This window comes from Nocardia sp. NPDC052316, assembly GCF_044547795.1.
Lineage (GTDB): Bacteria > Actinomycetota > Actinomycetes > Mycobacteriales > Mycobacteriaceae > Nocardia.
Genome location: NZ_JBIUBB010000004.1, coordinates 146,708 through 170,230, shown reverse-complemented (window position 1 = coordinate 170,230; position 23,523 = coordinate 146,708). Strand labels below are relative to the sequence as shown.

General features: G+C 66.9%; 24 protein-coding genes and 3 tRNA genes. 19 read left to right on the top strand and 8 right to left on the bottom strand.

Going from position 1 to position 23,523, the window contains the following annotated elements; all coding sequences use genetic code 11:
• Positions 1-178: 178 nt before the first annotated feature.
• From ACIHA7_RS19095 to pgsA, 3 genes are all read right to left on the bottom strand, one after another.
• Positions 179-664, bottom strand: a complete 486-nt coding sequence (locus ACIHA7_RS19095) for a helix-turn-helix domain-containing protein (protein WP_397291149.1) — start codon at positions 662-664, stop codon at positions 179-181.
• A gap of 115 nt (positions 665-779) precedes the next feature.
• Complete coding sequence (locus ACIHA7_RS19090; RefSeq protein ID WP_397291147.1) at positions 780-1,319, bottom strand: CinA family protein; 540 nt, start codon at positions 1,317-1,319, stop codon at positions 780-782.
• Complete coding sequence (gene pgsA, locus ACIHA7_RS19085) at positions 1,316-1,975, bottom strand: CDP-diacylglycerol--glycerol-3-phosphate 3-phosphatidyltransferase (protein ID WP_397291144.1); 660 nt, start codon at positions 1,973-1,975, stop codon at positions 1,316-1,318. The genes ACIHA7_RS19090 and pgsA overlap by 4 nt, the downstream gene beginning before the upstream one ends.
• A 217-nt stretch (positions 1,976-2,192) precedes the next feature.
• On the opposite strand from pgsA, the gene ACIHA7_RS19080 reads away from it, so the two are divergent.
• The 3 genes from ACIHA7_RS19080 (at position 2,193) to ACIHA7_RS19070 (ending at position 3,767) form a co-directional block, all read left to right on the top strand.
• On the top strand, positions 2,193-2,759 hold the full coding sequence (locus ACIHA7_RS19080; RefSeq protein ID WP_397291142.1) for an amino-acid N-acetyltransferase: 567 nt from the start codon (positions 2,193-2,195) through the stop codon (positions 2,757-2,759).
• A gap of 28 nt (positions 2,760-2,787) precedes the next feature.
• Positions 2,788-3,072 (top strand): YciI family protein, encoded by a 285-nt coding sequence (locus ACIHA7_RS19075; RefSeq protein ID WP_397291140.1) that lies wholly within the window; start codon positions 2,788-2,790, stop codon positions 3,070-3,072.
• Positions 3,073-3,221: 149 nt separating this feature from the next.
• Positions 3,222-3,767 carry a hypothetical protein gene (locus ACIHA7_RS19070; RefSeq protein WP_397291138.1) on the top strand — a complete coding sequence of 182 codons (546 nt, stop codon included), beginning with the start codon at positions 3,222-3,224 and terminating at the stop codon, positions 3,765-3,767.
• Positions 3,768-3,770: 3 nt separating this feature from the next.
• Here the strand turns inward: ACIHA7_RS19070 and ACIHA7_RS19065 are convergent, their stop codons facing one another.
• Complete coding sequence (locus ACIHA7_RS19065; RefSeq protein WP_397291135.1) at positions 3,771-4,754, bottom strand: TerC family protein; 984 nt, start codon at positions 4,752-4,754, stop codon at positions 3,771-3,773.
• Positions 4,755-4,887: 133 nt separating this feature from the next.
• Here ACIHA7_RS19065 and ACIHA7_RS19060 point away from each other — a divergent pair, with 133 nt between their 5' ends.
• The 13 genes from ACIHA7_RS19060 to ACIHA7_RS19000 all read left to right on the top strand — a co-directional run bounded on the left by ACIHA7_RS19060 (position 4,888) and on the right by ACIHA7_RS19000 (position 14,867).
• The gene (locus ACIHA7_RS19060) at positions 4,888-5,712 is read left to right on the top strand and encodes a class I SAM-dependent methyltransferase (protein WP_397291132.1); all 825 of its coding nucleotides are present in this window, start codon (positions 4,888-4,890) and stop codon (positions 5,710-5,712) included.
• A 99-nt stretch (positions 5,713-5,811) separates the two neighbouring features.
• Complete coding sequence (locus ACIHA7_RS19055; RefSeq protein ID WP_397291130.1) at positions 5,812-6,432, top strand: hypothetical protein; 621 nt, start codon at positions 5,812-5,814, stop codon at positions 6,430-6,432.
• 356 nt (positions 6,433-6,788) lie between these two features.
• Positions 6,789-6,860, top strand: a tRNA-Arg gene (locus ACIHA7_RS19050).
• A 10-nt stretch (positions 6,861-6,870) separates the two neighbouring features.
• Positions 6,871-6,947: transfer RNA gene (locus ACIHA7_RS19045), tRNA-Leu, on the top strand.
• A gap of 18 nt (positions 6,948-6,965) precedes the next feature.
• Positions 6,966-7,041, top strand: a tRNA-Arg gene (locus ACIHA7_RS19040).
• Positions 7,042-7,325: 284 nt separating this feature from the next.
• The gene (locus ACIHA7_RS19035) at positions 7,326-7,727 is read left to right on the top strand and encodes a hypothetical protein (protein ID WP_397291127.1); all 402 of its coding nucleotides are present in this window, start codon (positions 7,326-7,328) and stop codon (positions 7,725-7,727) included.
• 79 nt (positions 7,728-7,806) lie between these two features.
• Positions 7,807-8,442, top strand: coding sequence for a 2OG-Fe(II) oxygenase (locus tag ACIHA7_RS19030; protein WP_397291124.1), 636 nt, complete (start codon positions 7,807-7,809; stop codon positions 8,440-8,442).
• Complete coding sequence (locus ACIHA7_RS19025) at positions 8,439-9,947, top strand: hypothetical protein (protein WP_397291122.1); 1,509 nt, start codon at positions 8,439-8,441, stop codon at positions 9,945-9,947. The genes ACIHA7_RS19030 and ACIHA7_RS19025 overlap by 4 nt, the downstream gene beginning before the upstream one ends.
• A gap of 697 nt (positions 9,948-10,644) precedes the next feature.
• Positions 10,645-11,403 (top strand): 3-oxoacyl-ACP reductase FabG, encoded by a 759-nt coding sequence (gene fabG / locus ACIHA7_RS19020; protein ID WP_397291120.1) that lies wholly within the window; start codon positions 10,645-10,647, stop codon positions 11,401-11,403.
• A 21-nt stretch (positions 11,404-11,424) separates the two neighbouring features.
• A complete protein-coding gene (locus ACIHA7_RS19015) occupies positions 11,425-11,877 on the top strand; it encodes a MaoC family dehydratase (protein ID WP_397291117.1) in 453 nt (150 codons plus the stop codon).
• A gap of 19 nt (positions 11,878-11,896) precedes the next feature.
• Positions 11,897-13,120 carry an acyl-CoA dehydrogenase family protein gene (locus tag ACIHA7_RS19010; protein WP_397291115.1) on the top strand — a complete coding sequence of 408 codons (1,224 nt, stop codon included), beginning with the start codon at positions 11,897-11,899 and terminating at the stop codon, positions 13,118-13,120.
• Between the two features lie 41 nt (positions 13,121-13,161).
• Positions 13,162-14,163: an NADP-dependent oxidoreductase gene (locus ACIHA7_RS19005; RefSeq protein WP_397291112.1), complete on the top strand. Its 1,002-nt coding sequence runs from the start codon at positions 13,162-13,164 to the stop codon at positions 14,161-14,163.
• Between the two features lie 95 nt (positions 14,164-14,258).
• Positions 14,259-14,867, top strand: a complete 609-nt coding sequence (locus ACIHA7_RS19000) for a TetR family transcriptional regulator (RefSeq protein WP_397291110.1) — start codon at positions 14,259-14,261, stop codon at positions 14,865-14,867.
• Positions 14,868-14,946: 79 nt separating this feature from the next.
• Here ACIHA7_RS19000 and ACIHA7_RS18995 read toward each other — a convergent pair whose 3' ends face one another.
• Together ACIHA7_RS18995 and ACIHA7_RS18990 are read right to left on the bottom strand one after the other, a co-directional pair.
• The gene (locus ACIHA7_RS18995) at positions 14,947-17,523 is read right to left on the bottom strand and encodes a DNA translocase FtsK (RefSeq protein ID WP_397291108.1); all 2,577 of its coding nucleotides are present in this window, start codon (positions 17,521-17,523) and stop codon (positions 14,947-14,949) included.
• 269 nt (positions 17,524-17,792) lie between these two features.
• Positions 17,793-18,416 carry a TIGR03085 family metal-binding protein gene (locus ACIHA7_RS18990; protein WP_397291105.1) on the bottom strand — a complete coding sequence of 208 codons (624 nt, stop codon included), beginning with the start codon at positions 18,414-18,416 and terminating at the stop codon, positions 17,793-17,795.
• 158 nt (positions 18,417-18,574) lie between these two features.
• On the opposite strand from ACIHA7_RS18990, the gene ACIHA7_RS18985 reads away from it, so the two are divergent.
• Positions 18,575-18,979, top strand: a complete 405-nt coding sequence (locus tag ACIHA7_RS18985) for a DUF4189 domain-containing protein (protein WP_387716258.1) — start codon at positions 18,575-18,577, stop codon at positions 18,977-18,979.
• Between the two features lie 29 nt (positions 18,980-19,008).
• Positions 19,009-19,569, top strand: coding sequence for a hypothetical protein (locus ACIHA7_RS18980; RefSeq protein ID WP_397291103.1), 561 nt, complete (start codon positions 19,009-19,011; stop codon positions 19,567-19,569).
• Positions 19,570-19,644: 75 nt separating this feature from the next.
• On the opposite strand, the gene ACIHA7_RS18975 is transcribed toward ACIHA7_RS18980, so the two are convergent.
• Together ACIHA7_RS18975 and dapA are read right to left on the bottom strand one after the other, a co-directional pair.
• On the bottom strand, positions 19,645-21,768 hold the full coding sequence (locus tag ACIHA7_RS18975) for a ribonuclease J (protein WP_397291101.1): 2,124 nt from the start codon (positions 21,766-21,768) through the stop codon (positions 19,645-19,647).
• Positions 21,769-21,940: 172 nt separating this feature from the next.
• Positions 21,941-22,855 (bottom strand): 4-hydroxy-tetrahydrodipicolinate synthase, encoded by a 915-nt coding sequence (gene dapA / locus ACIHA7_RS18970; protein ID WP_397291098.1) that lies wholly within the window; start codon positions 22,853-22,855, stop codon positions 21,941-21,943.
• A 208-nt stretch (positions 22,856-23,063) separates the two neighbouring features.
• Here dapA and ACIHA7_RS18965 point away from each other — a divergent pair, with 208 nt between their 5' ends.
• Entirely contained in the window at positions 23,064-23,507 is a 444-nt protein-coding gene (locus tag ACIHA7_RS18965; protein ID WP_107658252.1) for a hypothetical protein, read from the top strand.
• The last annotated feature ends 16 nt before the right edge of the window (positions 23,508-23,523 follow it).

Below are 23,523 nucleotides of genomic sequence, written 5' to 3'. Positions count from 1 at the left end.
ACGTGCCGCGCCCTCGACGCGGCTCCGGTGCGCGACCGTCACGCACTCGATATATGCCTATCCTCCACCATGCGGCCGCTGGGCCGGGTATACCCGGCCCAACCGACGCCTAGTCAGAATCTATCCGCTTTCGGCGCCGGTCCGCAGCGTTGCCGCGGCGGCCACCTGTCGCTGGGTGTCACACGCCCTTCACCAGGACCAGCATGTCGGCCTTGGGTGCGGGAATGACGATTCTGGTGTCCATGGCCAGCGGCAGCGGGCGCACGCCCGAACCTGCCACCGACAGGCTGGCACTCGCGGGTGCCAGCGCGGGCTCGGCGGCTGCGGCGGGGGCGGCCGCGGCCGGTGCGGCCTCGGCGGCGGTGGTCTCTTCCGCGTCGACCGGCAGCGGCGCCGCCGCGGCATCCGCCGGAGTACGGGTCGGCAGGCCGTCCGCACCCGCCATGATCGTGCTCACATCCCAGAGCACCCGGGACAGCGGCACATCGAGGGCGGCGCAGATCGCGGCGAGCAACTCACTGGAGGCTTCTTTGCGGCCCCGCTCGACCTCGGAGAGATAGCCCAGGCTCACGCGCGCGGAGGTGGACACCTCACGCAAGGTCCGGTTCTGGGCGAGACGAGCACGCCGCAGACTGTCCCCGATGGCCTCTCGCAGCAGCGTCATCTCGTTCTCCTTCGCTCCCTGTCAGGGGACCCGCGTGACACTCACAAGTGCCACGCACGCCGTTCTTTCTGGCACAACGTCGGACGAGGCCCGGTTGGTTCCCGCCCGACCCAAATCACTCACCTTGCCCAACGGTACCCACGCCTGGTCGTCGGACACATCGCAACAACTCGCGCACCGCGGTGTGCGTCGCGTCGATCCTGATCGTCCACCGGTCGCCGAGGAGTTTCAACCGCATCACCTCGGTGTGCCCCGGCCCGGCGAGTCCGAGGAAGACGGTGCCGACGGGATGTCCGTCCTGTGCGTCGGGGCCGGCCACACCGGTCAGTGCCACTCCCCAGTCTGCCCCGCATCGCGTGCGGGCGCCCACCGCGAGTTGTTCGGCGGTGCTCGCGGCGACCGGGCCTTCGGTCTCCAGCACTTCGTCGCTGACGCCGCCGAGGCTGTGTTTGAGATCTGTGGCGTACACCACGATGCCACCGCGCAGCACCGCGCTGGCACCGGGGACGCCCGCGATGGTCGCCGACAACAGCCCGGCGGTGAGCGACTCGGCGGTCGCGACGGTCTGACCAGCCGTGCGCAGCGCCCGAACCAGATCGGCGACTTGCCCGTTCCCGACCAACGGATCGGCCGGTGTCGAGGGTGCCGCGCTCATGCGCCGCGCGTTCGGCCCGGCCCGCCCGCGAACCACACCCGCATCGCCTGCCCGACGTAGTCCAGGCCGGTGATCACGGTCAGCGCGACGGCCACATACATGAGCACCATGCCCGCATCGACGAGCCAGCCGCCCAACGGCAGCAGCAGGACCGCGATCGCAATCGACTGCATGAGGGTCTTGAGTTTGCCGCCGCGGCCTGCGGGGATCACGCCCCGGCGCACCACGGCCAGACGGAGCAGGGTCACACCGATCTCCCGGCCGCAGATGACCAGGGTGATCCACCAGGCCAGGTCGCCGAGCACGGACAACCCGATCACCGCGGAACCGATCAGCGCCTTGTCCGCGATGGGGTCGGCGAGCTTGCCGAAATCGGTGACCAGACCGTATTTGCGCGCCAATTGCCCGTCGAACCGGTCGGTGATCGCGGCGATGCCGAACAGCGCGGCCGCGACGAGTCGCCAGAGGGTCTCGTGCCCGTCGCCGACGAACAGCGCCACCACGAACAGCGGGACCAGCGCGATCCGCAGCATGGTCAGAATGTTCGCGATATTCATCAGCGGCACCACAGGTTCCGCGTGCGGAGTCACCATGCTCGACGGGATCGGATCGGCCGCGGCCCAGCGTCGCTCGATCTCCTCGGGCTGCGCACTCATCGCCGCACCTCGCCGACGCTCAGCTCCGGCGTGCGCGCGAGCGGCTGCGAGATGGTGCGCCCGCTCACGATAAACACTCCAGACGACGCACATGACCGGCGCCTACCCGGCGCGCGTCATGCCGAACCCGCTGCCCGGCGTGCTGCGGTGAGCGAGACGACTGGATGTGTGGCACACGTTCAGCCTATCGGTAACCCGCCCGACTACTCTGCACCCCATGAACTCTCGGGGACCACTAGGTGGTTCGACCAGCGACGCACATCCGGGCGTGCCTCTGGGCGCGCAGCATTCCGCACTGGTTGTCCGACGCGCGCGAACCTCCGACGTGCCCGAGATCAAGCGCCTCGTCGATGTCTACGCCGGTCGGATACTGCTGGAAAAGAACCTGGTCACGCTGTACGAAGCGGTGCAGGAGTTCTGGGTGGCCGAGCTCGACGGCCGCGTCGTCGGCTGTGGCGCGCTGCATGTGCTGTGGGCCGACCTCGGTGAGGTGCGCACGGTCGCGGTGCACCCGGACGTCAAGGGCAGCGGGGTGGGCCGCCTCATCGTGGAGCAGCTGATCACGGTGGCGCGCGAGCTGGAGCTGCGGCGGGTGTTCGTGCTGACCTTCGAGGTGGATTTTTTCGCCAGGCACGGGTTCGCCGAGATAGACGGCACGCCGGTGACTGCCGAGGTGTACGCGGAGATGTGCCGGTCCTACGACACCGGTGTCGCGGAGTTCCTCGACCTCAGCTACGTCAAGCCCAACACCCTCGGCAATACTCGGATGCTGCTCACGCTCTGACATCCGACGTACAGGAAGCGATCCACCCGTGCCGATCTTCGCCGTTCACTACACCTACTCCGCGGCCACGGTCGCCGACCGGGACACCCACCGGCCCGCGCACCGCGCCTGGCTGGCCGGTCAGCTCGCGGCGGGCAACCTGCTGACCAGCGGGCCGTACCCGGACGGATCCGGTGCGCTGATCCTGTTCCGGGCCGAGGATGCCGGTGCGCTGAACGCGCTGCTCGCCGAGGACCCGTTCGCGCGGGAGCAGCTGATCGATGACGTGCGCGTCGTCGAATGGCTTCCGGTGCTGGGCGCTTTCGCGTCTTGAGTAGATCAGCTACCGATTCCCCGCTCACCGGTGCGGTGGGCGGGGAATCGGGCAACCAGGACAAGTCGTTAGACGAAGTCAGCTAACTTGCGGCGACACACCGTGCGTGATACGGACATACCGCCTGTTCCACACGGCAGACTCGCGCCATGCGCACTTACGTAGCGGTTTTCGCGTCGACGGCTGCCACCGCAGGCCTGTTGTACGCGTACCTGGGTGTACCGGACAAAACGGACCCAGCAACCTCTTCTTCAGCCCGTCCGCTGGCCCGGCCCGGGGTGGCCGACCCGGCGCTGTACCGATCCGTCGACGGCTACTACTTCCAGACGCCGGACCGGCACATCACCTGCGGCATCCTCGATCAGCCGGTCGGTCAGCCCCGGCGCACGGCGGGGTGTCAGGGCGCTACCGGCCCCGCACCGCCGCACATGCAGAAATGCTGGAGCACCGATCCAGCCGCCGCCGCGGTCGCGGTCGGCGAGGACGCCGGATATCTGTGCGTGAACCAGGGTTTCTACACCGGACCCGAGGTGGTGCCCGGTGCGGGCCCCGGCATCGGGCCGGTGCTGCCCGCCGGAGCGACCCTGAGCGCGCACGGAATCACCTGCCGGGCCGAGACTTTCAGCGTCACCTGCAGCAACGACGAAGACGGGCACGGGTTCGAGATCGCCCCGGACAGCAACCGGGTGTTCTGAACGTCAGCGCTTCGCCACACTCGAGCGGGTGCGCGCCAGGCTGGCGACCGTCGCGATGACCAGGATGCCGAGGATGACTCCCAGCGAGAGCCCGGTGGAGATTTCCGGCACACTGACGTGCTCGCCGCCGTTGATGAACGGCAGGGTGTTCTCGTGCAGCGCGTGCAGCACCAGCTTCACGCCGATGAACGCGAGTATGGCCGACAAACCGTAGGACAGGTAGACCAGACGATCGAGGAGTCCACCGATCAGGAAGTACAACTGCCGTAAACCCATGAGCGCGAACGCGTTTGCGGTGAATACCAGGTACGGCTCGCTCGTCAGACCGTAGATCGCCGGGATCGAGTCCAGGGCGAACAGCAGGTCGGCGAAGCCGATCGCCAGCAGCGTGAGCAACAGCGGGGTCACCGCGCGACGTCCGTCGACGCGGGTGATCAGCTTGTCGCCGTCGTAGCTGTCGGTGGTCGGCAGTACCCGTTTGGCCAGCGCGACGATCCGGCTGTCGCGCTTCTCCTCGTGCTCGACCTCGTGACCGCTCTCCTTGATCAGCTTGGCGGCGGTGTAGATCAGGAACAGGCCGAACAGGTAGAACACCCAGCTGAACGCGTTGATCGCGGCCGCGCCGACGGCGATGAATACACCGCGCATCACCAGCGCGATCACGATGCCGATGAGCAGCGCCTTCTGCTGATAGATCCGTGGCACCGCGAAGGTGGACATGATGATCAGGAATACGAACAGGTTGTCCACCGAGAGCGCCTTCTCGGTGACGAAACCGGCGTAGTACTCCCCGGCGAAGGTCGAGCCCCACTGCCAGGCGACGAAACCGCCGAAGGCCAGGGCAATGCCGATGTAGACGGCGGACCAGAAGCCGGATTCCCGGAAGGTGGGCTCGTGCGGGGTGCGCACGTGCGCGAAGAAGTCGAAGACGAACAGGGCGAGGATCACCACGATGGTGATCACCCACTCGAGTGCGGTTACCTGCATGCTGCGTGTCGATCAGTAGCGAGGGTCATGGCGTCCATAATGCCCGATTTGTCCGTTCCGGTCGGCTTGCGGGGTGATTGCTGACCATAATTTCACATGCGTTCAGCGCGGCTGTCATGCCACAGTGGCGACCGTGACCGACGACTACCTGCTCCTCAACAAAGCCAACTGGGACGAGCGCGCACCGGTCCACGCCGCGTCGCGCGATTACGCGGTGGATCGGTTCCTCGCCGAACCGGACTTTCTGAGCGAGGTGGTCCGGTTCGATCGGCCACTGCTCGGCGACATCAGCGGGTTGCGCGCGGTGCACCTGCAATGCCACATCGGCACCGACACGCTCTCGCTGGCCCGGCTCGGTGCCACCATGACCGGACTCGACTTCTCCCCCGCATCCCTCGCCCAGGCTCGGGAACTCGCCGAAAAGGCCGGGGCTCGTATCGATTTCGTCGAGTCCGAGGTCTCCGATGCGGTCACCGCGCTCGGCGGTGCGCAATTCGACCTGGTGTACACCGGAATCGGTGCGCTGTGCTGGCTTCCGAGCATCAGTCGCTGGGCGCAAGCTGTCGCCGGACTGCTGCGGCCCGGCGGACGGCTGTTCATCCGCGATACCCATCCGATGCTGGCGACGATCGACGAAACCCACACGGACCGACTGGTTGTCGGCTACCCGTACTTCGAAACACCGGAGCCGATGGTGTTCTCCGACGGCGGCACTTATGTCGAGACCGATGCCGAGATACAGCAGACGACCACCCACGAGTGGAACCACGGCATCGGCGAGCTGGTGACCGCCGTGCTGAACGCCGGACTCTCGCTCACCGGGCTCACCGAACATCGCAGTGTGCCGTGGCATGCTCTGCCCGGACAGATGACCCTCGGCGCCGGCGGTGAATGGCACCTCACCGAGCATCGGGAGCGACTACCGCTCAGCTTCACGCTGCAGGCCCGCAAGTCCTGATCGCCGACGCCGCCACCTGGGGCGATGAGATCGCTTCGGGTGGAGCGCGACACGGCGCGTCCCGTTCGAAAGCCGGGCGACGCGGTACAGAATGCCGTCATGCAAATCCGAGGAGCTCGTATCGCTGTGGTGCCATGCGCCGTCGCGCTGGCGTTGCTGGCCGGGTGTGGCAACGACGACAAGGGTTCGGGCACACCGACCTCCGCTACGGTCGTGTCGAGTTCGCCCGTGGCGAGCTCGACGGCCGCGCCGACCACCACTACGGCCGCCGCACCGACTTCCTCCGCCACGCGCGCCCCGGCGTCCGGCCCGGTCGACCCGGCCCAGTATCGCCAGCAGATGGGGTACTACTTCCAATCGCCGAGCGGATCGTTCCTCTGCGCGATCCTCGATCAGCCGATGGACGACAACGCTCAGGTCGGCTGCCAGGGGCCCACCACGCCGGCGCCGGCGGAGTTCAAGGAGTGCTGGAGCAAGAATCCGCAGGGCAGCACACTGACCGTCGGCAAGCGCTCGGGCGCACGCTGCCTGAACCAGGGTGTATTCGTCGGCGCGCCGATCGACGGCGGCAGCCGCGGCGGCGGCCGGGTGCTGCCGTACGGCGGGGTACTCACCGTCGGAGCGTTCACCTGCGACTCCGCCGAGAACGGGGTGACCTGCACCAACGACACCACCGGCGCCGGGTTCACGATCGCCCGCGAAGCCAACCGCACCTTCTGACCCGAAAACCGGTTCCCAAGCCGAAATTCGGATGTTAACGTCGGTACCAGAGAACGCACACGACCAGGAAGGCGAAGACATGACCGGGACCCAGCAGCGACGGTGGTCGCGCAGCGGTGCCTGGCAGTCCCCCGCCGACGCCGTGCTATCGACGGTCGCCTATCGACGGCTGACCGTACGGAGCGGCCCCTGACCCGTGTCTTTTACAGACCCGTGAAAAGGGGTCACTCCGCGGCAATCGCCAAGGGGTGACCCCTTTTTCGTGTTTCAGTACACAACTACACAGCGACAACACGGCAGTATGCCCGAGCGGCCGAAGGGCCGTTCGAATCCTCCTGCTGCCACCCGTGTTTCACATCCGTGTAGCTCAGTGGAAGAGCGGCACCCTCCGAAGGTGCAGGTCGGTGGTTCGACTCCACTCACGGATACGAAACCCGATCCCTCGTAGCCCAATCGGTAGAGGCACCGGACCTAGATTCCGGGAGGTGCGAGTTCGAATCTCGCCGAGGGAACCAGCCCGCACCCGCGGGCACGCGCTCGTAGCTCAATGGACAGAGCATCTGGTTACGAACCAGGGGGTTGGAGGTTCGAGTCCTTCCGAGCGCACCACTGAGCAGATCCACAATGGGAGCTTGCGCCCGTTCAGCACTGTCATCTCCGACCCAGATCCAACGGACCAACGAAACCGTTGCCACACTGGGACGGCCTGGCACGCAGGTCGACCGACCTCGAAGTTCTTCCCATCCGGAAGGGCTACGGTTCCGAACAACCGTCTGTATGAGATCGGCGATCGCGGCTTCGGCGCGTCCAGCCGGTGCCGACCCATGCGCATGTCGCAGGGTAACTGTCGATCTCGCGGTTTGCCGTAGTAGGTGTCGTTCGGGACTTTGCCCATGCTGATCAATGTCATTCGAAAGGAACGGAATATGCGTCGGACCGATCTGAATCGTCGAATCGCCGCCTTGGCCGGAGCGGCTGCGGTGGCCTCGGCCGCCGGGATGCTGGTGCCGGGTACCGCTCAGGCCGAGCCGGGAGAGATCACCGTGACTACACCAGAGAATGAAAAAACTACATACACCTTGAAGAACGGCTCACTGCCGTGCACCAAAGCCGAGTCCTTCGGCTACGGCGAGGAGGAGATCACCATTGTCAATGAGACGAAAAAGAAGGTCGAGTACTACAACGGCTCGGACGACTGCACGGGAGACAAGGCCACGGTCGCCCCAGGCAAAACGGCGCGCTTCTACCCCGAGGGCAACTATGAACTGTCGTTTCTGGTTCCGCCGGGAAACTGAGTTCTCATAGCGGTCGGAGTCGGCAGGAAACATGTCGAGATGCCGCCGGTCGAGCGGCGCAAAACGTGCAGGAGTATCAGTGGTTTCTGTGTCATCGGCGTCATTGCCTGCCGAGTCGGTCGCCGGCCCGGCAGGGCCGAAGTCGAATCTGGCCGTGGCGTCGTTGGCCTCGCCGATGTGCCGGTTCCGGGATGTCCTCGGTTGTTCGGCAGCCGACCAGCTCTTGGCGCGATTGACTGAACGCCTGGGCAAGGACAGCGAGATGGAGCTCGCCGACGTGCGGGACTTGGCTGCCGTTGTCGAACCGTTCACGCTTAGAGCCTGTGAATTGCTGGGAGTCGAACCACCGCAACGACCCCGGTTGAGCTTTTCGCTGGTGACCGGAGACGACGAAGGCGAGCCCATATCGGGCGCGACGGCTGGAATCGACGATGAACCGACGCGAGCCGCTTTCGTCTACTGGCTGCACGCCAGGCCACGGCGTTTCGGTGGTGGTCAACTGCGTCTGTACGACCTGACTGTCCGGGAGGGACAGCTGGTCCTCGACGCCGAATATCGGGACTGTCCGGTCGAGCACGACACTGTCGTGTTCTTTCCCTCCTCGTCCGGGTTCGAGCTGCGTCCGGTGACCAGACTCCCGGAGCTGCGACACGTGAACGGAGCCGTCGATGACCGGGCGGGAACGCGTTTCGCAATTCGTGGATGGGTCCGGTGAGCGGAGGATCCGGTGCCTGGGTTCGAACCCCGAAAGGGCCGGTGCCCGAACTCGCTCGTCCGATCTTCACCGTCGGTCTCATCGTCGGTGAACAGCACGTTCCAGCAGTATTCGATACTCTCGGATGCCTGCGCGGAATAGACCGGCTCGAGGTTGTCATCATGGTCGATTCGCTACCGAATCAATCGGTACGCAGCACAGCGCAACAACGAGTGGGTTCCTGTGTGAATCTGCGGTGGTTGCCATGGGAACCCGGAACAGCCGCGCTGAACACACTTTTCGCGCACGCCGCCGCTGAATGGGTCTTGTGTGTGAGGCCGGGAGTGCGTCTGGAAGCCACAGCGCTCGAACACCTGACCCAGTTCGTAGCCGAGCATCCGGACTGCGGCGACTTGCTGCAAGGTCCGCGGAGCGACGACTCCCGGCACCAGGACTCCACCCATATGGATCCGGTGTGGCACCACGGTCGTTTCGGTGTGCCGGTCTATGACGATCGGGCTGGCGCAGCCTCACACGATGCTATCGAGATCGGAATGCAGGATCTCGGATTTTTTGCATGCCGAAAGGATCGCTGGCCGGGCGTACATGCCCGGCTCGGTATGCAAACAGGGCCGGTTGGATATCTCCATAAGAAGTTCCGGGCACAAACGGGCCGTACGCTTTGCCTGTCGTCATTGCGGTGGACCGACACCCTGCACGAACCCGCGGAGCAGCAGTGGACGCCTGAGCAGCTGTTCACTTACCTGCTCTGCTGGGAAGACACTGGCACAGCGGTCGAACCCATTCTCGAGCACTACGCCGAAGGGCAAGATGACGCGTGGGTCGAACACTACCTCGCCCACTGGCAGGCCAGCAGAAATAACCCCTTCGCGGCGTTCGGCACCGCAGTGTGTATCAACGCCGATGACCAACCCGACCGGTGGGCACGGATGACGGCTCGATTCCGTGCCCTGGGCATCGCGGAAACGGTCGAACGGCTGCCCGCGATCCGTACTCCGGACCGCTATCAACTCGGCTGTGCCCTTTCCCACCGCAGCGCCGTGGCCATGGCCCGTGCGCGTGGCCTGGAAAGCATTCTCGTATTCGAAGACGACGCAGTGTTCCTCAACGGTGCGACATGGGTACTGCGCCACAGCGTCGCCGAATTGAGGCAGACACCGTGGCGCCTGTTCTACCTCGGCGGCTTTTATCTGAACAAACCCAACGCCCTCCGCACCGACTGCCCCGTCGCGGGAGCGACTTTCCTGCGACACGCACCAGGTCTCGTCACCACCCACGCCATCGCCTACCACGAGCGCATCTACGACCAAATCCTGAACGAACTCCCCAGCACCCCAGAGGAGATGTACGAGTTCCTCGCCGACTACGACGGCCACGTCGACGTCTACTATGCAGAAAGATTCAACGAAGGCATCTATCGCTGCACACCCACGGTAGCCAGCCAAGAAAATTACATACGCGCAGAGCAGCCGCACCTTCGCGACCAATTCCTGCTCGACCCCTGACAAACTCCGACACCGCAGATACCACGGAGCGTCCGGGCACTGTCGACGCACCTCAGTCCGACAGACCGTGCGGAACCCCTAGAAGCACGGCCGAGGTCAAGCAGCCGGCATACCCCCACGCGGGAGCCAGTTACAAGAGTGCGAAAGGGGATCGACGGGCGCAAAGGCCTGCGTTCCAGCGTCGCTATTTGGTGTTACTGCCCGAATCTTCCACCTCGGGCATATCGACTCCGGGCTTCTGCAGAATCTTGTCCATGTGGCCGGCCGGCCGTGTAGCGGCACTGTCGGTCCCCGGCGATTACGGTGTCGCTGCCGTGCGTCATGGAGGTCATGCGGCAGAACGCGGTGGTGGGTTACGAACCAGGGGGTTGGAGGTTCGAGTCCTCCCGCGCACCACGGTGACCTACCTAGGTATTTCCTGTTCAGCGTGCCAAAGCAGACCATATGTGTTGCGAGTCACATTTCGATCGTCGTCGGATACCTCTTGACCTTCGAGGCCTATGTCACGCATGGTGGCAGGAGGTTAACAAGCGCTTAGTAAGCCGCGTTTCCGCTCGGACGGCTGGCGTACCCGAGGACATCGGTGGCGTTCCCGCTGTCCGACGAGGCGAGCTGGATGACCTGGCATCGTCGGCACACCGACCGGCGGCGCCGGCTTTCGATACGCACGGACAAGCACTGGCGAGGAGAACAACACATGAGCAATGCACAGCGGGTCGCGATTGTCACCGGCGCCGCGCGCGGCATCGGCGCAGCTGTCGCGCGTCGACTGGCCGCCGACGGAATGGCGGTCGCCGTGCTGGATCTGGACGAAACCGCTTGCGGCGCAGTGGTAGCCGAGATCGAGCAGGCCGGTGGGCGGGCCATCGCGGTCGGTGCGGACGTGGCCGACGAGGCGGCGGTGGAGCAGGCGGTGGAACGCGTCGCCAACGCGCTCGGCGCGCCGACCGTGCTGGTCAACAACGCGGGCGTGCTGCGCGACAACCTGCTGTTCAAGATGTCCGCCGACGACTGGGACACCGTCATGAACGTGCATCTGCGGGGTTCGTTCCTGATGTCGCGCGCGGTGCAGCGGCACATGATCGAGCAGAAGTGGGGCCGGATCGTCAGCCTGTCCAGCACTTCCGCGCTCGGCAACCGCGGTCAAGCCAATTACGCTGCGGCCAAGGCCGGTTTGCAGGGGTTCACCAAGACGCTGGCGTTCGAGCTGGGCAAGTTCGGTGTCACCGCGAACGCCGTGGCTCCGGGTTTCATCGAGACGGATATGACCGCGGCCACCGCGGCGCGGATGGGCGTCCCCTTCGAGGATTTCAAGAAGGCGGTGGTGGCGACGATTCCGGTGGCCCGCGCCGGGCAGCCCGAGGACATCGCGCACACCATCTCGTTCCTCGCCAGCGAAGGCGCGGGATTCGTCTCCGGCCAAGTGATCTACGTGGCCGGCGGCCCCAAGAACTGAAGCACCGAAGGAGCGAAGACGATGCGGACATTCGACGGCCTGGACGACCTGGCGAAGGCGGTCGGCACCCATCTCGGTTACAGCGGGTGGCACACCGTCACCCAGGAGCAGATCGATCGTTTCGCGGACGCGACCGGGGATCACCAGTGGATCCACGTCGATCCGGTGCGGGCGGCCGCTGGCCCGTTCGGCACGACGGTGGCGCACGGATACCTCACGTTGTCGCTGCTGCCGATGCTGGCCGGTGAGATCTACCGTGTCGACGGCCTGTCGATGGGGATCAACTACGGCACCAACAAGGTTCGGTTTCCGACGCCCGTTCCGGTCGGCTCCCGGTTGCGGGCCGGCGTCGAACTGGTCTCGCTCACCGCGGCGAAGCTCGGGTATCAGGCGGTGAGCTCGGTGACCGTCGAGATCGAGGGCGTGAGCAAGCCGGCCTGCGTGGCCGAGAGCGTCGCGATCCTGGTGCCGTGACACGAAGCAAGGAGTAGAGATGTTCGAGCTCTCGGACCGGGCCCGCCGATACCGGGACGATCTGCTTGCCTTCATGGACGAGCAGGTCTATCCAGCGGAGCCGATTTTCCACGCGCAGATGGCGGAATCCGCTGACCCGCACTACCATCCGCCGATCCTGGAGGAACTGAAGACCGCGGCCAAGAAGCGCGGTCTGTGGAACCTCTTCCACCCGCATCCGGAGTGGGGTCCCGGCCTGACCAACTCCGAGTACGCGCCGCTGGCCGAGATCATGGGCCGGAGTGCGCATCTGGCGCCGGAGGCGACCAACTGCAGCGCCCCCGACACCGGGAACATGGAGGTGCTGACGCTGTTCGGCACCGAGGAGCACAAGCGGGAGTGGCTGGCGCCGCTGCTGGCCGGCGAGATCCGGTCGGCCTTCGCCATGACCGAGCCCGCGGTCGCGAGTTCGGATGCCACCAATATCCAGTTGCGGATGGACCGCGACGGCGACGACTACGTGCTCAACGGCCGCAAGTGGTGGACATCCAATGCGCTGCACAAGAATTGCCGCGTACTCATCGTCATGGGCAAGACCGACGTCGAGGCGCCGGTGCATCGCCAGCAGAGCATGATGGTGGTCCCGCTCGATACGTCCGGCGTCACCGTGGTGCGCGGGCTGTCGGTGTTCGGCTATCAGGATCGAGAAGGCCACGCGGAGGTGGTGTTCGACAACGTCCGGGTGCCGCGCACCGCGTTGCTGGCCGGCGAGGGCGACGGGTTCATGATCAGCCAGGCGCGGCTCGGCCCCGGCCGCATTCATCACTGCATGCGTGCCGTCGGTATGGCGGAGCGGGCCCTCGATCTGATGATCGATCGAGCGCAGGCTCGCACGACCTTCGGTGCGCCGGTGGCCGACCGGGCCAATATCCAGGACTGGATCGCGGAGGCCCGCATCGAGATCGAGATGACCCGGCTGCTGATCCTGAAGACCGCGTATCTGATGGACACGGTCGGCAACAAGAACGCCCGCACCGAGATCGCCGCCATCAAGGTCGCGGCGCCGCAGATGGCGCTGAAGGTGATCGACCGGGCCATCCAGGTGCACGGCGGCGGTGGCGTCTCCGACGACTTCCCGCTGGCCGGCATGTACGCGCACGTGCGGACGCTGCGGCTGGCCGACGGCCCGGACGAGGTGCACAAGCGCACCATCGCGCAGCGGGAGCTGCGCCGCCGGGATCCGTCCTGGGGACGCAAATCCTGAGCCGCCCCGATGCATTCGACCACTTCTAGAAGGAGTTCGCCATGACGAAAACCCAGCAGGTCCGCCTGGCCGAACGCCCGACCGGGCTGCCCACCGCGGATACCTGGAACCTGACGACGACCGAACTGCCCGACCTCGGGCCGGGCGAGATCCTGGTGAAGGTGAGCTTCATCTCGCTGGATCCGGCAATGCGGGGCTGGCTCAACGACGTTCGCTCGTATCTGCCGCCGGTGGGTATCGGAGAGGTGATGCGCTCACTCGATATCGCCACGGTCGTCGAGTCGACGCACCCGGACTTCGCGGTCGGCGACACGGTCAGCGGCACCTTCGGTGTCACCGAGTACGCCATCAGCAACGGCCGCGGGGTACAGCGGGTAGACCTGACCGCCGCCTCGGGCCCCACCTGGCTGGGCGTGCTCGGAATGCCCGGCATGACAGCCTATTTCGGCTTGCTCGAGGTCGGAAAGCTGCGCGCGGGCGATATCGTGCTGGTGTCGGCGGCCGCGGGTGCGGTCGGCAGCGTGGCTGGGCAGATCGCGAAAGCCAAGGGCGCCACCGTGATCGGTATCGCGGGCGGGCCGGAGAAATGCCGGATGCTCACCGAGGAGCTGGGTTTCGACGCGGCCATCGACTACCGCGCGGGCAATGTGCTGCGCCAGCTGCGCGAAGTGGCCCCGGACGGCATCGACATCTACTTCGACAATGTGGGCGGCGAGATCCTCGATGCCGCACTGGCCAACCTGCGCCGCGGCGCGCGCGTGGTGCTGTGCGGCGCGATCTCGGCCTACAACGAGCAGAAACCGCCGGCGGGCCCGTCACGCTACATGTCGCTGCTGGTTTTCCGAGCGACCATGGCCGGGTTCGTGGTCTTCGACTACGCCGACCGTTACCCCGAAGCCGGTGCGCAATTGGCGCAGTGGCTGGCCGAGGGGCGGATCAAGAGCCGCGAACATGTCGTCGAAGGCGGTGTGGCCCGCTTCGGCGAGACCCTGAACATGCTGTTCACCGGCGCGAACACCGGCAAGCTCGTACTGGCGGTCTGAACCCGCTGCGCCCTGTCCCCCGGTGGCGGGTCAGGGCGCAGCCCCTGGCCAGGCCGTCGGCGGGTGACGGTCCGAATGGATGGGAGACTTGTCACGTGGTCGAATCAGCGGACCGCTCACGCGCGGACGAGACGCGGGCCCGGTTGTTGGACGCCGCCGTGGTCGCCTTCGCCGAACGCGGCTTCCACGGCTCGACGACCCGCGACATCACCTCGATCGCCGGCCTGAGCACGGCGGCGATCTACGTGCACCATCGCTCCAAAGAAGAACTGCTGTATCAGATTTCGCGCGCCGGGCACCTGGACACCCTGGCCCGTATCAGGGCGGCGCTCGCCTCCTCGACGCACCCCCGCGAGCAGCTCATCGCCCTGGTGCGCGACTTCGCGATCCACCACGCCCGTGCCCACACCGTCGCCCGCATCATCAATTACGAGCTCGCCGCGCTCAGCCCCGACCATCAGCGCGAGATCAAGGACATCCGCCGCATCATCGACGCCGAGGTCCGCACCCTGATCGAACGCGGCGTAGCCGAAGGCTGCTTCGACAACCCGAACCCGCACATGGCCGCGGTCGCCATCCTGTCCCTCGGCATCGACCTGGCCCGCTGGTACCGCGACGACGGCGCCTGGACCCCCGAGGACCTCGGTGACTACTACGTCGACCTGGCTTTGCGCATGGTCGGCGCCCGCTACCCAGAACAGTGAGGTCGTCCCCCACCGCGACGGCTCACCCGAATCACTCGGCAGCGCTGATCGACTCGCTGACCCCATGTGACCTCGACGGTCAGTCGGACCCTTCCGGTGCGGGTTCACCTTCACCACCACGGATCGTCCACAGCAGACCCTCCAGCTCATCGGGCTTGATGAGCACATCGCGGGCCTTGGAACCCTCGCTGGGGCCGACGACGCCGCGGGTCTCCATGAGGTCCATCAGGCGACCCGCCTTGGCGAAGCCGACGCGCAGCTTGCGCTGGAGCATCGAGGTGGAGCCGAACTGCGAGGTGACGACCAGTTCCACGGCCTGGATGAACACGTCGAGGTCGTCGCCGATGTCGGGGTCGACGTCCTTCTTCTCGCCCGACTTGGCGGCGGTGACGCCCTCCTGGTATTCGGGCTCGGCCTGGTTCTTGGCGAAGTCGACGACGGCGTGGATCTCTTCGTCGCTGATGAACGCGCCCTGCAGCCGGGTCGGCTTGTTCGCGCCCATCGGCAGGAACAGGCCGTCGCCCATGCCGATCAGCTTCTCGGCGCCGGGCTGGTCCAGGATGACCCGCGAGTCGGTGAGCGAGGAGGTGGCGAAGGCCAATCGGGACGGGACGTTGGTCTTGATCAGGCCGGTGACCACGTCGACGGACGGCCGCTGGGTGGCGAGCACCAGGTGAATGCCCGCGGCACGGGCCTTCTGCGTGATCCGCACGATCGCGTCCTCGACGTCGCGTGGCGCGGTCATCATCAGGTCGGCCAGCTCGTCGACGATGGCGAGGATATACGGATAAGGCCGGTACACCCGTTCGCTGCCGAGCGGCGCGGTGATCGCCCCGGACTTCACCTTCTTGTTGAAGTCGTCGATGTGGCGAACCTTGTTGGCCTGCATGTCCTGGTAGCGCTGCTCCATCTCCTCCACCAGCCAGGCCAGCGCGGCGGCCGCCTTCTTCGGCTGGGTGATGATGGGCGTGATCAGGTGCGGAATGCCTTCGTATGGCGTGAGTTCCACCATCTTGGGGTCGATCAGGATCATCCTGACCTCGTCCGGCGTCGCCCGGTGCAGCAGCGAGACCAGCATCGAGTTCACGAAACTCGACTTACCGGAACCGGTGGAACCGGCCACCAACAGGTGCGGCATCTTGGCCAGGTTCGCCGCCAGATAGTCGCCCTCGATGTTCTTGCCGAGCCCGATCACCAAGGGATGGTGGTCGTTTCGGGTCGAGGGCGCCTTCAATACGTCGGCGAGGCGGACCAGCTCGCGGTCGGAGTTGGGCACCTCGATGCCGACCGCCGACTTGCCGGGGATCGGGGCGAGCAGCCGAACATTCTCCGTGGCAACGGCGTAGGCGATATTGCGGGCCAGCGCGGTGATCTTCTCGACCTTCACGCCCGGCCCGAGCTCCACCTCGTAGCGGGTGACCGTCGGGCCGCGCACGAAACCGGTGACGGCGGCGTCGATCTTGAACTGCACCAGCACCTCGGTGATCGCCTCGATCATCGATTCGTTGGCGGCGCTGCGCTTCTTGGGCGGATCACCGTCGGTCAGCAACGACATCGGCGGCAGGATGTAGTCGCCCTCCACCTCGCGGTCGGCGACGAACTCGAGCTGCTTCGGGGGCGGCGGCGTCTGGTCTTCGACCTTGATCGGGCGCTGCTTCTTCGGCTTCGGTTTGGCCGCAGGCTCTTCGGCGGCGATCGGCTTGGCATCGCGCAAAGGCGGCTCGCCGATCACCTCGGTCACCGCGTCGGGATCGCCGAATTCGTCGGGCGGGTAGTTCTCCACCGGGGTGCGGCCGCGGCGCTTCGCCTTCGCGGAGTGCAGCGGGAACCCGTCCGCGTCGTACTTCGCCGGGTCGTACTCGCCGTATTCGCCTTCGTACGCGCCGTATTCGTCACCGCCGCTGCCGGTGCCGAAGTACTCGCGCAGTCGGGCGGGGACCTCGCGCACCGTGGTGCCGGTCAGCAGCAGCACGCCGAAGACGATGGCCAGCAACAGGATCGGCACCGACAGCCAGGCGGTGAGCCCGTCGGTGAGCGGGCCGCCCACCACGAAGCCGACGAAACCCGCTGCGCGCGAACGCCCGTGCGGGTCGGTCGGCGCACCGGCGATGACGTGCCAGAGGCCGAGGAACGGCAGACCGACCAGCAGACCGCCGAGCACCAGCCGCGGCCGGATCTCCGGGTGCGCCTCGGTGCGCATGAGAACGACCGCGATCCCGGTGGCCACGAACGGCAGCCCGGCCGAGGCCGAGCCGGCCACCGCGCGGATGGCTTCACCGATCCAGTGCCCGACCGGACCGCCCGCGGACAGCCAGACCGCGGCCGCGATCACCGCGCTCAGCGCGATCAACGCCAGCGCGATGCCGTCGCGGCGGTGGCCGTGCTCGATCTCGCCGGCCTTGCTCAGGGTTCGGGTGGTGGCGCCGAGGCCGCGCGCCAGCATGTTCCAGCCGCTGCTGATCCCCCGGCTCACGACGGCGAGCGGCGCGGTGTTCGACCGCCGCTGCACCGGCCTGCGGGCGGGTGGGCGGCGGGTGCGCGGAGTCGCGGTGGTGCGGGGTGTTGCCGAACGGGAACGAGCCGCCGTGGTCCGCCCCCGCGCCGATCCCGCCCGCGCCCGAGTATTCGTCGTGGTGCTGCGGGACTTACCTGCCATGGACCTAGGCTAGCCGCAAACGCCCCTTCCAGACCATCCGCAACACTGGTATCGCAGGTCTCAGGAGTGCCGAACTGTGCGGATGCCCAGGTCGCCGCCGATCGCAGGCGGCGTGATCAATCCCCCGCTCAGGGCCGCTTCCGCGTGTCGCAGACCCGATCGCGCATGCTTCCCACGACCACCAGGCTCCGCATAGTCCGCAGACTGCGATCGGAGGCGCTGCGACTGCGCACTTGCCGGAAGGAGTGGTCCGCGCGGCCGAGCGTGGGTCAAACGGAACGGTCCAACCCCAATACCCTGCGAATATCCTCGGGTTCACCGGTACTTTCGATGAGGACCTCGTCCCGGCCGAACGAGTGCAGCAGTAGCTCCGACGCCTTCCCTTGCAACGTCACCTCGCCGCCCGGCTTCGAACGAACCACCGCCCGTTTGCCGTCCGGCGTCGCCAGCACCACCGTCACCGGCGATTTGCGGTAGGACCGCCGCGCCATCCGGCTGACCAGGGACCAGTACTTGTCCTCGTCGGCCTGCGCGAGCTCGCGCGGCGCCCAGCCCGGGGTGCCGCGGCGCACGTCTTCGTGGTGGACGAACATCTCGGTCAGATTCACGAGCGCGTCGAGCGGGCGCAGCGGCGACCACCACGGCGGCCCGGTCCGGACCTGCTCCAGCAGTTCGGGGAACGGCCGGCGCGCCACTTTCGCCTGCACCCCTTCGAGATACCCGGCCAGCGGCTTCAGCATGATGCCGGGCGAGGCGTCGAACCGTCGCTCGCGAACGATCAAGTGCGCGGCCAACTCTCGCACCGTCCACGTGCCGCAGAGGGTCGGCGCCTCCGGCCCAACGGCCGTCATCGTCTCGACGAGCTGCTGACGTTCCCGCTGCGCGATGCTCACACCCTGAACATACCGACCCGACCGTGCGCAGCGACCTCGGCACACCCCGAGCCGCGCAGGTTTCGCCGATCCCCCAGAAACGAGGCCCCGAATTCTTGGGTAGCGCAATGAGTGTTCGCTATGTACCTTGTCACTCGGTCCATCGGGTCGTGGACCTCATGAACAAGAAGGGCAAATTCCCTGTGAAGAAGTTTGTTACTGGTGCGGCCATTGTGGCCGCCGCTGGTTGCGCGCTGGCTATCAGCGCGCCTACCGCTCAAGCCAAGGCGTACAACTACGGCGCTATCGCGCTGTCCACGTCCACCGGGCTGATCGGCTACTCCTACGACTACCCGGATTCCTCGTCCGCGCAGGCGCGGGCCGTCCGCAGCTGTGGGGCGAGCGACTGCGAGACGGTGGTCTGGTTCGCCAATGGCTGTGGGGCAGTGTCCTACTCCAACCGCACCGGCAACTACAGCTGGGCCTATGCCGCCTCCCGTGGTCGTGCGCAGAGCAAAGCGTTGTCTCTCAACAACTCCGACGCCTACATCGTGCACTGGAACTGCACATCCAACCACGGCTGACGTCCGCGCATCGATTCAGGGGAAACATCGTGAAACACCGCACCTTCCGGACCGCCGTGGCCCTCGCGCTCACCGCCGCCGCGTGCACGCTCACCGCCTGTGCCTCCGGCGACAAGGACTCCTCGTCGCCGAGCACCACCGCCAACGCCGACAACAAGCCCGGTGAACTCCAGGGCGGCAGCGACAAGGGCGAGAAGGAGACCGGCTCCGCGCCGACCACTCCGTCCTCGCCGGTGCTGGCCAAGCCGTCCACCCAGCAGCTGAACGACCGCCTGACCAAGGCGTTCGATCCGAACGTGCCGAACCAGGAGAAGATCAGCTGGATCCAGGCCGCAGAGCAGGATCCCTACCTGGTCGCCAACCTCGTCGACGCCGCCAAGAAGCAGGGCGTGCAGGTCGAGATCACCAAGGTCGGCGAGCCTGCGGACGGCAAGCTCAAGGCCGACGCCAAGGTCACCATCAACGGCACCCCGGTCGACGACGCGTTCGTCTCCTTCGTCTCCGAGGGCGGCGAGTGGAAGGTCGACCACACCTTCGCGTGCAACATCGTCAAGAGCGCGAAGATCGAATCCGCGGCTTGCCAGGAGTGAGTCGGCCCGCCTGACGCGGGTGTACAGCGAAAAGCGCCGGATGCCAAGGGCATCCGGCGCTTTCGCTGTTCGAGATCAGACGCCGATCACGGTCGGCACGATCATCGGGCGACGACGGTAGGTGTCGGCGACCCAGCGGCCGACGACGCGCCGCACGCTCTGCGCGATCCGGTGGATGTCGGTGACACCCTCGGTGGCCAGCCGCAGCAGCTCCGCCTCGACCAGTTCGGCCGCGTCGGTGAGCGCGGTGGGGTCGTCGGAGAACCCGCGACCGCTGACCTCCGGCGCGCTCACGGCCTTGCCGGTGGTCTCGTCGATCGCGACCGTGATCGAGATGAACCCGCCCTCGCCGAGCACCAGGCGGTCCGACAGCGTCGACTCACCGACGTCACCGACCGAGAGCCCGTCGACGTACACGTGCCCGACCGGCACCCGCCCGACGATCGAGGCGATCCCGTCGACCAGATCCACCACGACGCCGTCCTCGGCGAGCATGACCCGGTCCTCCGGCACCCCGGTCGCGATGGCGAGCGCGGCGTTGGCGCGCAGGTGCCGCCATTCGCCGTGCACCGGCATCGCGTTGGTGGGCCGCACCGCGTTGTACAGATACAGCAGTTCGCCGGCGGACGCGTGCCCGGAGACGTGCACCTTGGCGTTCTGCTGGGTGATCACCGTGGCGCCGAGCCTGGCCAGGCCGTTCACCACCGCGAACACCGAGTTCTCGTTGCCGGGGATCAGCGAGGAGGCCAGCACCACGAGATCGTCCTCGCGGATGTTGATCTGCCGGTGATCGCCGCGGGCCATCCTGGACAGCGCCGAGAGCGGCTCGCCCTGCGAACCGGTCGAGATCAGCACCAGCCGGTCGCCGGGCAGCGTCGCGGCCTGGTCGAGGTCGACGACCACGCTCTCCGGCACCGTCAGGTAGCCGAGGTCCTGCGCGATCTGCATGTTGCGCACCATCGAGCGGCCGACGAAGCAGATCCGCCTGCCGTACTTCTGCGCGACGTCGACCACCTGCTGGATGCGGTGCACATGGCTGGCGAAGGAGGCGACGATCACGCGGTTGCGCGCCTTACCGATCACCGTGTCGAGCACGCCGCCGATCTCGCGTTCCGGCGTCACGAAGCCGGGCACCTCGGCATTGGTCGAGTCCACCAGGAACAGGTCGACGCCCTCGTCGCCGAGCCGAGAGAAACCGGCCAGGTCGGTGAGGCGACCATCCAGCGGCAGCTGGTCGAGCTTGATGTCGCCGGTGTGCAGTACGACGCCGGCCGGCGTGCGGATAGCCACGGCGAGCGCGTCCGGGATCGAGTGATTGACGGCGAAGTACTCGCAGTCGAACGGGCCGTGCGTGGTGTGCTGGCCCTCGATGACCTCGATCAGCTTCGGCTGCTGGCGGTGCTCGCGGCACTTCGCCGCGACCAGCGCGAGGGTGAACTTCGAGCCGACGACCGGGATGTCGGAGCGCAGGCGCAGCAGGAACGGCACCGCACCGATGTGATCCTCGTGACCGTGCGTGAGCACCACCGCGACGACGTCGTTGATCCGGTGCTCGATGGGCCGGAAGTCGGGCAGGATCAGGTCGACACCGGGCTGCTGGTCCTCGGGGAACAGCACGCCGCAGTCGACGATGAGCAGCTTGCCGCCGTACTCGAAAACGGTCATGTTGCGGCCGATCTCGCCGATGCCGCCGAGCGCGAAGACGCGCAGGCCGTTCTTGGCGAGCTTCGGCGGCGCGCCCAGGCGATCGTGGGCCAGGGCGGCGGCGCGCGGATCCGGTTGGGGCGCGGACTGTTCGGCGCGGCCACGGCCGGACTGCTGGCGACCACGGCCGGATTTCCTGGCCTGCTGGCTGCTCTGCGGCGCCTCGGCGCGGGCGGGTGCCTTCTTCGCCGGTGCGGACTTCTTGGCCGCGTTCGACTTCCTCGGCTGCGAGGTCTGCCCCGCGGGCCGGTCGGCTTGTGCGCTCACCTCGGTCTGCACGACGACGACCTCTGACTGCACCGTGACGTCCGGCTTGGCAGCGGGGTCGGGCTGCGCGCCCGTGGTGGACGGTGCCGCGGCGGTGGAGGGCGCCGCGGCTTCGGGCTGCGCCGAAGGCTTTTCGGCGCGCGCGGGCTGCTCGATCGGAGCAGGCGGCGGCGGACCCGCGGTGCGGGTCGCGGTACGGCGGGGCCGACGGGCCACTGGTTCTGTCATGCCTGCACCTCGCTGCGGCTAGGTTCCGGCCGGACAAGGGTCGCGGTGCCGAAGATTCGGTCGCCACGCTTCCTCATGGGCACCTCGATGACGCGCATTTCCGTCATGCGTGAGGCGCACGCGCTGGTGATTCGCTCGCTCCGCTGTGTGGTGATTCGCTTGCTCCGCTCTCTCATTCGAGCACCCCGGCTGCCCGTAGATCGGCAGCGAGGAACTCGAGTTGTTCAGGATTAGGCATCAACTGCGGCAACCGCGGCTCGCCCGCGTCGACTCCGAGCAGGCGCAGGCCGCCCTTGCTCATCGCGACACCGCCCAGCCGGAACATCGCGGCGTTCAGCGGCACCAGGCTCGCGTTGATCTCGCGGGCGCGCACCACCTCGCCCGCGGTGTAGGCGGTGTGCAGTGCACGCAGACGCTCGGGCACGAGATGGCCGATGACGCTGATGAATCCGGCCGCGCCGACCGACAACCAGGGCAGGTTGAGGGTGTCGTCGCCGGAGTAGAAGGCCAGATCGGTGTTCGCGATCAGGTCGGCGCCAGCGTTGATATCGCCCTTGGCGTCCTTCACCGCGACGATGCGCGGGTGCTCGGCGAGCCTGCGGATGGTCTCGGTGGCGATCGGCACCACCGAGCGCGGCGGAATGTCGTAGAGGGTGACCGGCAGGTCGGTGGCGTCGGCGACCGCGGTGAAGTGCGCGAGCAAGCCCTCCTGGGAGGGGCGCGAGTAGTACGGCGTCACCACCAGCAGGCCGTGCGCACCCGCGCGCTGCGCGTTGCGGGCCAGCTCGATGGAGTGGGCGGTGTCGTAGGTGCCCGCGCCCGCGATCACGGTGGCGCGATCGCCGACGGCATCGACGACGGCGCGCAGCAGGTCCGCCTTTTCCTGCTCGGTGGTGGTCGGTGACTCGCCGGTGGTGCCGGAGATGGCGAGCAGATCGACGCCGCGGTCGACCAGACGGGCCGCAAGCGCCACCCCGGCATCGACATTGAGCTTGCCGTCGGTACCGAAGGGCGTCACCATCGCGACGCCTACGGTGCCGGACGCACGCAGCTTGGCCTGGTCGGCGGGGCCTCCGTGGTTAGACATGCTGCCGCCTCCGAGCCGCACGCACGCAGCGCGCGCGTGGCGCCGATTCACCGTTCGTCATGGTCAGAAAGGCTACCCGGTCGAGGGAACGCCCTCGACACCGTCGCCACCCAACGGACCGGCCGGTTGACCGGATCGATGCCCACCGGGCGGCGATGATGTCATCCCCGTCCTTGCGTGACATCAAATATGGCGTCATGCTGATGTCATGGATTTGAACAAGTACACCGCCCGCCTGCGCGAGGACCTGATCGCGGCCGCCGCCCTCGGCGACGAAAAGACCCAGGCCACCGCGGCGGCGTTGGCCGCGGCGACGGAGAGTTCGGCCCGGCTGGTGCTACTTGCCGCGCTGTCCGACCTGGCTGCCGAACTCAGCGCTGAGCTGGGCGATCGCACCGTGCAGCTCTCCTTCGACGGCACCGAGGCCAAGGTCGACCTGCGCAAGAAACCGTCCACCGACGACCACCCCACCTTCGAGGAGATGACCGGCGACATCAGCCGGGTCACCCTGCGCCTGGTGGAGCAGATGAAATCCAAGGCCGAGGAGGCCGCCGCGCAGAGCGGACAGTCGCTGAACTCGTGGTTGTCCAGCGCCGTTTCGGGAGCTTTACGGGATCAGATGCGCGGATATGGGCCCAAACGCGACATCTGACACAGAGGCGCACCGC

Bases quoted from the DNA above. Each gene is read 5' to 3' on its own strand.
- ACIHA7_RS18985 (WP_387716258.1), top strand. From the start codon at position 18,575: ATGAACAAGAAGGGCAAATTCCCTGTGAAGAAGTTTGTTACTGGTGCG.
- ACIHA7_RS19015 (WP_397291117.1), top strand. From the start codon at position 11,425: ATGCGGACATTCGACGGCCTGGACGACCTGGCGAAGGCGGTCGGCACC.
- ACIHA7_RS19005 (WP_397291112.1), top strand. From the start codon at position 13,162: ATGACGAAAACCCAGCAGGTCCGCCTGGCCGAACGCCCGACCGGGCTG.
- ACIHA7_RS19010 (WP_397291115.1), top strand. From the start codon at position 11,897: ATGTTCGAGCTCTCGGACCGGGCCCGCCGATACCGGGACGATCTGCTT.
- dapA (WP_397291098.1), bottom strand. From the start codon at position 22,855: ATGTCTAACCACGGAGGCCCCGCCGACCAGGCCAAGCTGCGTGCGTCC.
- ACIHA7_RS19080 (WP_397291142.1), top strand. From the start codon at position 2,193: ATGAACTCTCGGGGACCACTAGGTGGTTCGACCAGCGACGCACATCCG.
- ACIHA7_RS19090 (WP_397291147.1), bottom strand. From the start codon at position 1,319: ATGAGCGCGGCACCCTCGACACCGGCCGATCCGTTGGTCGGGAACGGG.
- ACIHA7_RS19070 (WP_397291138.1), top strand. From the start codon at position 3,222: ATGCGCACTTACGTAGCGGTTTTCGCGTCGACGGCTGCCACCGCAGGC.
- ACIHA7_RS19035 (WP_397291127.1), top strand. From the start codon at position 7,326: ATGCTGATCAATGTCATTCGAAAGGAACGGAATATGCGTCGGACCGAT.
- ACIHA7_RS19055 (WP_397291130.1), top strand. From the start codon at position 5,812: ATGCAAATCCGAGGAGCTCGTATCGCTGTGGTGCCATGCGCCGTCGCG.
- pgsA (WP_397291144.1), bottom strand. From the start codon at position 1,975: ATGAGTGCGCAGCCCGAGGAGATCGAGCGACGCTGGGCCGCGGCCGAT.
- ACIHA7_RS19065 (WP_397291135.1), bottom strand. From the start codon at position 4,754: ATGCAGGTAACCGCACTCGAGTGGGTGATCACCATCGTGGTGATCCTC.
- ACIHA7_RS19095 (WP_397291149.1), bottom strand. From the start codon at position 664: ATGACGCTGCTGCGAGAGGCCATCGGGGACAGTCTGCGGCGTGCTCGT.
- ACIHA7_RS18965 (WP_107658252.1), top strand. From the start codon at position 23,064: ATGGATTTGAACAAGTACACCGCCCGCCTGCGCGAGGACCTGATCGCG.
- fabG (WP_397291120.1), top strand. From the start codon at position 10,645: ATGAGCAATGCACAGCGGGTCGCGATTGTCACCGGCGCCGCGCGCGGC.
- ACIHA7_RS18995 (WP_397291108.1), bottom strand. From the start codon at position 17,523: ATGGCAGGTAAGTCCCGCAGCACCACGACGAATACTCGGGCGCGGGCG.
- ACIHA7_RS18975 (WP_397291101.1), bottom strand. From the start codon at position 21,768: ATGACAGAACCAGTGGCCCGTCGGCCCCGCCGTACCGCGACCCGCACC.